Raw genomic sequence first — 9,581 nt, forward strand, 5'->3', positions numbered from 1 at the left:
AACAAAAATCAATTCCCACTTCCCACACTCCACTCATTGGAGCCCTGAATGGAGAAGAACAAAATATGCATGGAGGTGGTGACAGAAGATGCAATTCGCCCACTCATCCCTGCTCTTATGGACATTTAAATGCTGCGCTGCAGCAATCACCGGAAAGAGTGATCCCCATTTCTGAGCCTGTAGACATACCTCCTCAAAAATCATCATCCTCTCCTATCCAAGGAGAAGACAAAGATAAAGACCTCTCTCTTGATCAGATGTCACCTAATATCGTAACAAGCGGTTCTTCACCATGTTCACCTGGATTTGACTTAGGATTCGAAACACCTAAGAGAACAAATAACTCAGGCACGCCTGGTAGTACTCACTCCTCTCCAGGATTTGGCTTAGGGCTTGAAACACCTAAGAAAATAAATAACTCAGGCACATCTGGAAGTGCCCACTCTTCTCCAGGATTTGGTTTAGGGTTGCCAGACGATAGCGATCTTTCTGATGCTGGCAGCCCCAGATATTCTCCGTTAGGGTTAAGCCAGTAGAGGCGAGCTGTGGCTTTGTTGCTTAATTACCCGCTGTAATTTCTTTCACAAAAGTCAGGCGGATTAATGGTCTTGGTTTGGCGCTTACCAATTAGGTGCACGGTTCTTAGTTAAGTCGCAAGTCGAACTTTTAGCTGAGCCAGCATGCATAATGCATTTACAAGCATGCCATGACTGTAAAAGAGAAGAGCCAGTTTGTGGCTCTTTCAACATTACTCCAGAATGCTAAAGTTCAGAGGGTATATTGTTTATCGATTTCAAGTTCAACAATGGCTTCCTGGGCACGTTTTTGTCCCGGGGTATTGCCGTTTAACGGCATAGCGAAGAATTGGCTGAGCGTTCCACCGTTCTTGCTCTCTTTGGCTAAATACTAAAGCTTATCCCCTCAAGATTATCTGTTTCTTGCAGGATACTGTGTTCTTGGTCACCTTCAGTATTTTCTGGTTTAGGCATGTGGTCCGCATTTTCTTGTACTATCGTTGTCACCTTACTTTGTATGGAGCTGAGTGCATTTTTCTGTGGCACTAGTTTATAAAAACCATAACCAGTCAATAAGAGACCGACGCCCATGAGTGGGGCAGCCATGCCTCCAGAAGCAATTGTTGCGATAATGCCGAAGGTAAGGGCAGCCGCTCCTATTATGCACTGGAGTATACCGCTTAACATAAGTGCAAAACTCGAGTTCTTGGCTTTAATATGGTTGGCGAATCTAATGTAGGTTTGATAATTTTCTGGTGTTGGATTTTCCAGAAGCGTGCGGGTCTTGCTGAAGGCCAGGCCTAAATAAGCCTTTTCATAAAAATCTAGTTTCAGACTATCGATATCTGTCAGCTCGATTAGCGCCTTATATAAAGTGGGATTAGATTGGTGTTTGGATGCTTCGCGTACTAAATTAGTTTTTAAGAGCGGCAGTCCGACAGGCATTTGCTCTGCCAACCAACCTTTTATAGATTGAGCCGTAGGTAGTGTGTTAGCTTTCCCTAGATGAGCCCCCATATAAAATTGGCTAGTTTGATGGATGATATCAAAATAGCGGTGGAAATCAGCAATTTCATTATCATGAAAATAAATGACTTGAAATGGTAAGTATTTGCTTAAATTTACGATTGATTGCAATGCTTTGATAAGGTTATTCGTTACATGTCCTTTTTTAAAGGATTTAGTAGAAAATTTCTGATATTTTTGCTCGTAGTGCGTAAAAGCGCTTTCATCTTTGGCGATGATTTTAGCCCAGTTATTGGTTACTGTTTTGGCGAAAGTTGTGGCAAGTTGTAGACCCTTATTCATGCCTTTGAAATAAGATAGCGCTAATGCCGCATCGCCAATAACCGCATAATGCCTGCCGTTAGCAAACTTAGTTACTTGTTTGCACCTTTGTTGCGGTAGTTCAGTTGTTGTTAATTTAACATCATCAACAATAATATTTTCATGGTTACTCAATCTAAAACCAAGTTGCGTTTTAATATCGGTTAATAGTTTGGCTGGTAATAGTTCTTCAATGTTGTCAGCAAATAGTTGTATGGGTTTACCATAAGTGGTTTTTGTGCGAAGTTGTTCATAAGTATTTTTATCAATCTTCAGTTGAATCGTAACGGGTGTTTTGCCCTCATGTTGTTTGCCAACATTAATCGAAGATAAATATTTTGAATGTTTCAACAATGGATAATCTTGCAGTATTTTATTGGCACTTACTGCATTTCCATGCACAAAATATTTAATTTGTGCTGCATAGGCGAGTTCTTCTTTTACTGCATTATCTTTGCCAAAAACTTGTGTACGCACATTGCTGCGAACACCATCTGAACCAATAATAAGCGCGGCATCAGGGTATTCATTAAGAATATCTTTTTCAATATCATTCACCGCCTGAATGTCAATTTTAATTCCCAGCTGGAGTGCCAAAGCACGAAATGACTCTTCAAGTAGATCGGTGCGGATATGGGGGTTGGTTTTTAGTTGCGCAATAATCCCTTGAATGACGCCCGTCTCATCTTTAAAACAACCAGCAAAGGAACTTGGCTTGAGTAATAACGTATGTGTTCGGGTATAGGTTTCTTTTTTTTCTTTAAAAAAGATATCGATTGTAGGATTCTTCAGTTTTATTTGAATAGCGGTCCATAAACCGATAGGCCCTGCGCCAACAAAAACAATTTCTCTGGACATTTTATCTCCAAGATATGTAATCTGAGATTTATGTGGTTGATTATTGTAACATATGTTTCTTAAGGGGGCATTAGCGGGGCCTATAGCATTTCGTCTGTTCTTAAGGTAAGGACTTCATAACCATTTTCAGTAACTAATATAGTGTGTTCCCATTGGGCTGATAATTTATGATCCTTGGTGACGACAGTCCATCCATCTCCTAGTGTTTTGATTTCCTTACTACCCAAATTAATCATTGGTTCAATCGTAAAGGTCATGCCCGCTTGCAAGTGTAACCCCGTATTGGGTTTACCAAAATGCATTACATCAGGTTTTTCCCACATGGTTTGGCCAATACCATGACCGCCATATTCACGAACTACCGAATAGCGGTTTTTTTCGGCATGTTCTTGGATAATATTTCCTATATCTCCAAGTCGGACTCCAGGACGCACTATGGCGATCGCTTTATAAAGACATTCTTGGGAAATCTGGACTAATTTTTTAGCAAAAGGTTTTACCTCACCAATGAGAAACATTTTACTGGTGTCACCTATGTATCCATCTTTTTTTACAGTTACATCAATATTCAGGATGTCCCCATTCTTAATTATTTTGTCGGAGGGTATGCCATGGCAGACAACATGATTAACCGAAGTGCAAATACAGGCAGGGAAGCCATAGTGGTTTAATGTTGAAGGAATGGCTTCCAAATCGTTAATAATGTAGTGACGGCATCTTTCTTCAAGTTCTCTCGTACTCACACCGGCAACAACATAAGGTTCTATCATTTGCAGTACGGATGCGGCCAGATTGCCCGCAACGCGCATTTTTTGTATTTCTTCAGGCGTCTTCGCTAACATCGCTTATCTCACTTAATGATGCTTGGTTTACTAACATTTTGATAATTTCAGGATAAGTAATCGCTGGATTTTCTTCCGCTAATTTACCTACTCTTATCCAATATTCGGCTTGTGAATTTATTGAACGACTCATCGCTCTGGCCATGATTTTTGTAGCCTCATGTAATTCATCAGAAATTTTTACAATACCCATTAAATACTCCAAAAAAATTGATTATATAGCATATCGAAGTGTATTGCTACAATTTGCAGCAATACATATTTATTCTATTTTCTAAATAGTTTGTTTGCAGCGATTTGTCACTTGTCGTAAAAAAGTGCTATAGTTAACCAATATGTCAATCGTTTTTCACGTTCACTATCAGGATGATATCTTATGTCAAAAACACCGATTATTAATGAATTTGATATGCCCGCGCCACGTTGGATTAGGACTTATCCTGCAGGTCCTTATCGCTTTATTAATCGTGAATTTTTCGTTATTACTTATGAGACAGATCGGGATCTGTTGGAGTCGATTTTACCTCCTGGGCTTGAACTCATTGAGCCGGTGGTTAAATTTGAATTCATCCGTATGCCTGACTCAACAGGGTTCGGTGATTATACCGAGTCAGGCCAAGTGATTCCCGTTCGCTATAAAGGAGAAGAAGGGGGATTTACCATCTCCATGTTTCTCGATTGTGAATCACCAATTGCGGGTGGGCGAGAAATTTGGGGATTCCCTAAGAAATATGCCAAGCCTAAGTTATTCGTTGAGGAAGATACTTTAATTGGCCTTATCAATTATGGCAGCATCCGTATTGCCACCGCGACCATGGGGTATAAACATCACCTTGTTGATCCCAATGCAATCCTTGCCGAAGTTAAAAAACCTATTTTTCTGCTGAAAAATATTCCTGGTGTTGATGGTACTCCAGAAATTAATCAATTAACTAGAACGTATTTAACCGATATAACGATAAAAGGTGCTTGGTCAGGGCCTGGTAGTTTGGAGTTACATCCACATGCATTAGCTCCAATTGCTGATTTACCAGTTAAAAAAATTAAAGGTGTGTCGCATTTTATTACGGATTTGACTTTACCTTATGGGGAGGTTGTAGAGGATTTTTTAAAGAAAAAATAAAGGACCTACGTAATGCAAAAAAAGACCGTAAATCTGGCTCTTCAAGGTGGTGGTGCACATGGTGCCTTCACTTGGGGAATTCTGGATAAATTTTTAGAGCGAGGATGCTTTATTATTGAAGGAATTTCTGCCACTAGTGCCGGCAGTATGAATGCTGTTGTCTTGGCCGAAGGAATGATGAACGGGGGAAATGAAGGTGCGCGTCAGGCACTCCATAAATTCTGGAAGGCAATGAGTGACTATGGACAACGTTTTGGTCTGACTGCCTCAACACCATTTGATATGCTATTAGAACCCATTTTAGGTGCGCCTATTAATTTTACACTGTTTAGTACTATGACCAGTTTTTTATCGCCTTATCAGTTTAATCCTTTAAATATTCACCCAATACGCGAAGTATTACAGAACACCATAAACATTGAAAAAGTAAAACAAAACAGTGCCATTAAATTATTTATTTGTGCTACGAATGTTAAAACAGGAAAAATTCGTATTTTTGATCAAGATGAGTTAAGCATTGATGCTGTTTTAGCTTCGGCTTGTTTGCCTAAATTATTCCAGGCAGTCGAAATTGATAATGAATATTATTGGGATGGTGGTTATTTGGGTAATCCGGCTATTTTCCCACTTATTTATAATACTACCAGCACCGACATCGTTATTTTACATACGGTTCCTATTGTCAGTGAGACGCTTCCAAATACGGTCATGGAAATTGATGCGCGTCTTAGAGAAATTTCATTTAATTCTTCATTAATGCGCGAAATGCGGGCAATTGCTTTTGTCTCTAAATTAGTTGGTGAGGGTTGGATTAAACAAGAGTATGAAGATAAATTAAAAAAAATACACGTGCATTGTGTACGCGCAGATAAAGCATTAGAGGGGTTACCTCTCTCTAGTGTGTATGTGCCTGATTGGGATTTCTTATTGCGTTTGCGCGATTTAGGGCGTGAAGAAGCGGATGTATGGCTTGCACAACATTTGGATGCAATTGGGAATGAGACCACAATTGATTTTAACGAGTGGTTATAATTAAACACTTTTACACTACTTAACTTGATTCTTTACTATATAGAGCAAGGGTATTGCCAATAGTTGGATACATAATGAAAAAATGACTAATGATGTAATAGAAACATCATAAAGTACACCCATTAAAAAACTACCTAAAAACCAAAAGAGACCAAAACCAGTATTAAATACACCATAAGCAGAACCACGTTGCTCTTTGGGGATCATCTTGGCAACAATGGCACGCATTAAGGATTCATGGGCACTCACCCCGATGCTCCAGAGAATTACGCCAAGCAAAGCCCACTGAAAATTTCCCCAAAAGACCAGGGGCGCAAAAAAACTGGAGAGCAAGGTGATGATAATTAGAACTAAAAAACCTTTTTGATCATAAAAATGTCCTAAAATGGGCGCGATGAGCGTGTTCGCACCCATGGCAATGGAATAAAAAATAGGAATCCACACGGGCGAGAGTAAAGCGGTTTTTTGAAAATGGTAGGCTATTAAGGGAAAATCAGCGTAGCCGGCGGCAATTAACGATGCGCCTGCTAAATAGAGCCAGTACGATGAGTCCATTCCTTTAGCTTTAATCGTATCTTGCTCTATTTCTAAAGATTGTGGATGTGGATAAAGTTTGCGTGCAATGCCCAGCACGGTTAATGCCATGAGCGCAGGCATTAAAAGAATGGCGAAGCTTGCTTGATATCCTCCTTTGTAGTACAGCACTAGAGCGATAATCAGTGGACCTAACATCGCTCCGGTGCGGTCTAATGCCTCATGTAAGCCAAAAACCCATGCCCATTTTTTGGCCGGCATGAGATAACATTGCATCTCGTGATGGCACGCGTATGGCTTTACCCATGCGTTCAATGATCATCAATAATGCCGCAACCCACCAATGGCCAGCAAGAGCTAATAAGGGCACCGCTAATAAATTACATGCATAGCCAACAAGGGTAATGGTCCAATATTTTCCTGTACGATCAGCCAAGTAACCCGATAGTAATCGTAATGCATAGCCAATAAATTCCCCAAACCCTGAGACAAACCCAACTATCGCTGCATTGGCGCCCAAAAAAGCCAAATAAGGCCCCGTGATACTGCGTGCCGCTTCATAAGTCATGTCGGCAAATAAACTAACCACGCCAATGAGAATAACAAATTTCAGGGCCGTATTTTTGGAAATGTCTTTTATAGGTACTGAGCTCATAATTATTTTCTAATACGAGTAATTACTTGTAAGTATAAGTGATTCTGGTGATTTTATTCGCTAGGGCCGCCGCAAAGATTTGTATCTGACTGATATAAAGTAAACAGCGTTTTTTAATCTAAATTACTTTATACTAGGGGCTGTTGACATTTCGCTAGATTGAGTCAGTATGAGTTGATTTTTGAGCACCGAAGCGGAGCATACATCAAGTATGTGAGCATCGGAGCACAGAAAATCGACTCATTCTGGCCAAGATAGTAGAAATATTAACAGCCTCTAAAAAATATAAAGGATTTTTACATGCGCTCAATGAAACACAGGGAATCAAGTGATGACAAATACAGTTGATTTTTTTATTTATTGGTGGAGGGCTCGCCAGTGCTTTTGGCGTTGAAATGTTGAGAAAAGAAGGAGCTTTAGGCCGCATTGTTGTTCTCGCGGAAGAGGGTTTTCTTCCTTACTATCGTCCCCAGCTTCCTAAAGCATTTTTGTTAGGAATGCGAAAAAAAGAACAGATGCTTATATTTAATGAAAGCTATTATAAAAAAAATGACATTGAAGTTGTTCTCAATACCAAAGCAATCGCTATTGATCCAGACAATAAGATAGTGAAAACAGAGCATGCTGGTGATTTTCATTTTAAGCAATTGTTAATTGCTACAGGGTGTAGTCCTAAGAAGCTTACTATTCCTGGGAACAATTTAGCGGGCATACATTATCTAAAAACGATTCTTGATGCCGAACCAATTATCCCTGAAATAGAAGAGGCAAAAAGCGTCATCATTTTTGGTGGTAGTTTTATTGGTATCGAGATTGCTTCTTTATTGATTAAAAAGAATATAAAAGTGACTGTTATTACGGATGAGTTTGCTTTGTTTAATGTTAGTCCTTCCGCTGAGATAAGTACCTTCCTTGAGAATCATGGTGTTCATGTACTTCTTCATGAAACGATAAAAAAATTTAAGGGTAAAGACCATGTTCAATCAGTAGAAACAAGCACAGGAAAAATTTTAGACTGTGATTTTGTTGTCGTTGCTGAACACAATATACCTGATGTTGATTTTCTTCACGGCAGTGGGATTGAGGTTAATAATGGTATTGTTGTCGATCAATACCTGCAAACTAATAAAGCGGATATCTATGCTGCAGGGGATGTTGCTAAATTTTATGATCCGGTATTTAAAACCTGCCATAGGAATGGCGGTACGGATAATGCTATGAAGCAAGGGAGAATTGCCGCACTCAATATGTTGGGAATGCGAAAATGTTATAACACGGCATCGTATTTTTATTTTCAAGCGTTTGATAACTCGGTAGTCATTATTGGCGATACTTTGCATGCTAAGGAAAAGATAATCAGGGGTGAGATCAAGGATAAGAATGTTGCTTTTTTTTATTTAAAGGATGGCTATTTACAGGGGGCGTTTTTTTCTGGACGCCCAATTGAAGAAATTAAGGCTGCTGAATCACTTATTCTTAATCGCGTGAATTTATCGCCATATAAAAAACAGCTTACCGATCTTGATTTTTCGCTTGAAATCATTGCTACCCAGACTGTTCTTACTCTTCAAGGTGGTGGAGCACTTGGAGCCTTTGAGTGCGGGGTAGTCAAGGCAATGGAGGAGCAGGGGATTTATCCCGATATTGTTTCTGGTATTTCGATTGGCGCCTTTAATTCAGCCATCATTGCTGGCAATCCACGTCATGCAACAGAGGCTTTACAGGCATTTTGGAATGATCTTGCCCTAGACATGTTTAGTGTTGCCAATGAACAAACACGGCGATTATTGTCTTCTTGGCATGCTATTGTTTGGGGCTCGCCCAATTTTTTTTATCCCCGATGGTCTATGCCCACGAATGGTTTGCAGCAATTGCCTATGAATTGGACCAGCTTTTATGATACTTCTTTTGTAAAAGATCTTCTTCGTAAGTACATTGATTTTGATAAGTTAAAAGACAGCCCTACGCGTCTTTTGGTCATGGCTGTGAATGTAGAAACGTCTGAGTTTGAAACCTTTGACAGTTATACGGATGATATTACGCCAGATCATATTCTTGCCAGTGGTAGCCTCCCACCGGGGTTCCCATGGACCACCATCAAGAACAAACATTATTGGGATGGTGGAATAGTTACCAATACACCCATTGATGCAACGCTTGATGTTTGTGGCTCAACGAACAAAAAAATTTACATTGTGGAGCTTTATTCAAGAAATCGCCCTCTGCCTCAAAATATGGTTGAGGTTTTAGCCAGAAAAGATGAAATTTTATTCTCGGAAAAGATAAGAAAAGACATCCATACGCGAGAGCTTATTAGTAACTATAAAAAGCTCATCGAAGGAATTTTAAGTTTTTGTGAACCGGCTTTGGTTGCTGAGATGCAGCAATTACCGGCGTACATTCAAATTATGGGAGACCCGGGTGTACTTTCGATTACGCGGATTATTCGTCAAATGGAACAAGATGAACCTTACTCTTGGGATTCGGATTTCTCACGCGAAACGATTGAACAACATATCGCAAGAGGATATGAAATTACTAGGGTGTGTTGACATTTTGTCGTTAACATATTGAAAAATATGAGCAAACTCGTAGACTTCAGGTTCTAACACAAGAAAAAAACGAGTTTGCAATGGCTAGACACAAGCTCAGTGATGAGCATTGGTCAAAGCTACGAACAATAATGCGCGAACAAG

At 39.7% G+C, this 9,581-nt stretch carries 9 protein-coding genes; 4 read left to right on the forward strand and 5 right to left on the reverse strand.

Annotated features, from left to right (window positions below; all coding sequences use genetic code 11):
- Positions 1-536 (forward strand): hypothetical protein (locus tag LDG_RS11265; protein ID WP_040535558.1); only part of this gene is annotated, 536 nt, incomplete at its 5' end.
- A 363-nt stretch (positions 537-899) separates the two neighbouring features.
- On the opposite strand, the gene LDG_RS11270 is transcribed toward LDG_RS11265, so the two are convergent.
- From LDG_RS11270 to LDG_RS11280, 3 genes are all read right to left on the reverse strand, one after another.
- Complete coding sequence (locus LDG_RS11270; RefSeq protein ID WP_006871494.1) at positions 900-2,699, reverse strand: hypothetical protein; 1,800 nt, start codon at positions 2,697-2,699, stop codon at positions 900-902.
- A gap of 80 nt (positions 2,700-2,779) precedes the next feature.
- Positions 2,780-3,541, reverse strand: coding sequence for a type I methionyl aminopeptidase (gene map, locus LDG_RS11275; protein WP_006871495.1), 762 nt, complete (start codon positions 3,539-3,541; stop codon positions 2,780-2,782).
- The gene (locus tag LDG_RS11280) at positions 3,522-3,734 is read right to left on the reverse strand and encodes a ParD-like family protein (protein WP_006871496.1); all 213 of its coding nucleotides are present in this window, start codon (positions 3,732-3,734) and stop codon (positions 3,522-3,524) included. The genes map and LDG_RS11280 overlap by 20 nt, the downstream gene beginning before the upstream one ends.
- A 183-nt stretch (positions 3,735-3,917) precedes the next feature.
- Here LDG_RS11280 and LDG_RS11285 point away from each other — a divergent pair, with 183 nt between their 5' ends.
- Positions 3,918-4,664 carry an acetoacetate decarboxylase gene (locus LDG_RS11285; protein WP_006871497.1) on the forward strand — a complete coding sequence of 249 codons (747 nt, stop codon included), beginning with the start codon at positions 3,918-3,920 and terminating at the stop codon, positions 4,662-4,664.
- 12 nt (positions 4,665-4,676) lie between these two features.
- Positions 4,677-5,696 (forward strand): patatin-like phospholipase family protein, encoded by a 1,020-nt coding sequence (locus LDG_RS11290; RefSeq protein ID WP_006871498.1) that lies wholly within the window; start codon positions 4,677-4,679, stop codon positions 5,694-5,696.
- A 15-nt stretch (positions 5,697-5,711) separates the two neighbouring features.
- Here the strand turns inward: LDG_RS11290 and LDG_RS11295 are convergent, their stop codons facing one another.
- Positions 5,712-6,491: an MFS transporter gene (locus tag LDG_RS11295; RefSeq protein ID WP_006871499.1), complete on the reverse strand. Its 780-nt coding sequence runs from the start codon at positions 6,489-6,491 to the stop codon at positions 5,712-5,714.
- Positions 6,451-6,885: an MFS transporter gene (locus LDG_RS20295; RefSeq protein ID WP_006871500.1), complete on the reverse strand. Its 435-nt coding sequence runs from the start codon at positions 6,883-6,885 to the stop codon at positions 6,451-6,453. The genes LDG_RS11295 and LDG_RS20295 overlap by 41 nt, the downstream gene beginning before the upstream one ends.
- A gap of 344 nt (positions 6,886-7,229) precedes the next feature.
- Between LDG_RS20295 and LDG_RS11300 the strand changes: the two genes are divergently transcribed.
- Positions 7,230-9,437, forward strand: a complete 2,208-nt coding sequence (locus LDG_RS11300) for an FAD-dependent oxidoreductase (protein ID WP_006871501.1) — start codon at positions 7,230-7,232, stop codon at positions 9,435-9,437.
- Positions 9,438-9,581: the final 144 nt, after the last annotated feature.

It is taken from the genome of Legionella drancourtii LLAP12 (genome assembly GCF_000162755.2).
GTDB classification, from domain to species: Bacteria; Pseudomonadota; Gammaproteobacteria; order Legionellales; family Legionellaceae; genus Legionella; species Legionella drancourtii.

Excerpts from the sequence above, each read along its gene's own strand:
- LDG_RS11270 (WP_006871494.1), bottom strand. The coding sequence starts at position 2,699 with ATGTCCAGAGAAATTGTTTTTGTTGGCGCAGGGCCTATCGGTTTATGG.
- map (WP_006871495.1), bottom strand. The coding sequence starts at position 3,541 with ATGTTAGCGAAGACGCCTGAAGAAATACAAAAAATGCGCGTTGCGGGC.
- LDG_RS11280 (WP_006871496.1), bottom strand. The coding sequence starts at position 3,734 with ATGGGTATTGTAAAAATTTCTGATGAATTACATGAGGCTACAAAAATC.
- LDG_RS11285 (WP_006871497.1), top strand. The coding sequence starts at position 3,918 with ATGTCAAAAACACCGATTATTAATGAATTTGATATGCCCGCGCCACGT.
- LDG_RS11290 (WP_006871498.1), top strand. The coding sequence starts at position 4,677 with ATGCAAAAAAAGACCGTAAATCTGGCTCTTCAAGGTGGTGGTGCACAT.
- LDG_RS11295 (WP_006871499.1), bottom strand. The coding sequence starts at position 6,491 with ATGCCGGCCAAAAAATGGGCATGGGTTTTTGGCTTACATGAGGCATTA.
- LDG_RS20295 (WP_006871500.1), bottom strand. The coding sequence starts at position 6,885 with ATGAGCTCAGTACCTATAAAAGACATTTCCAAAAATACGGCCCTGAAA.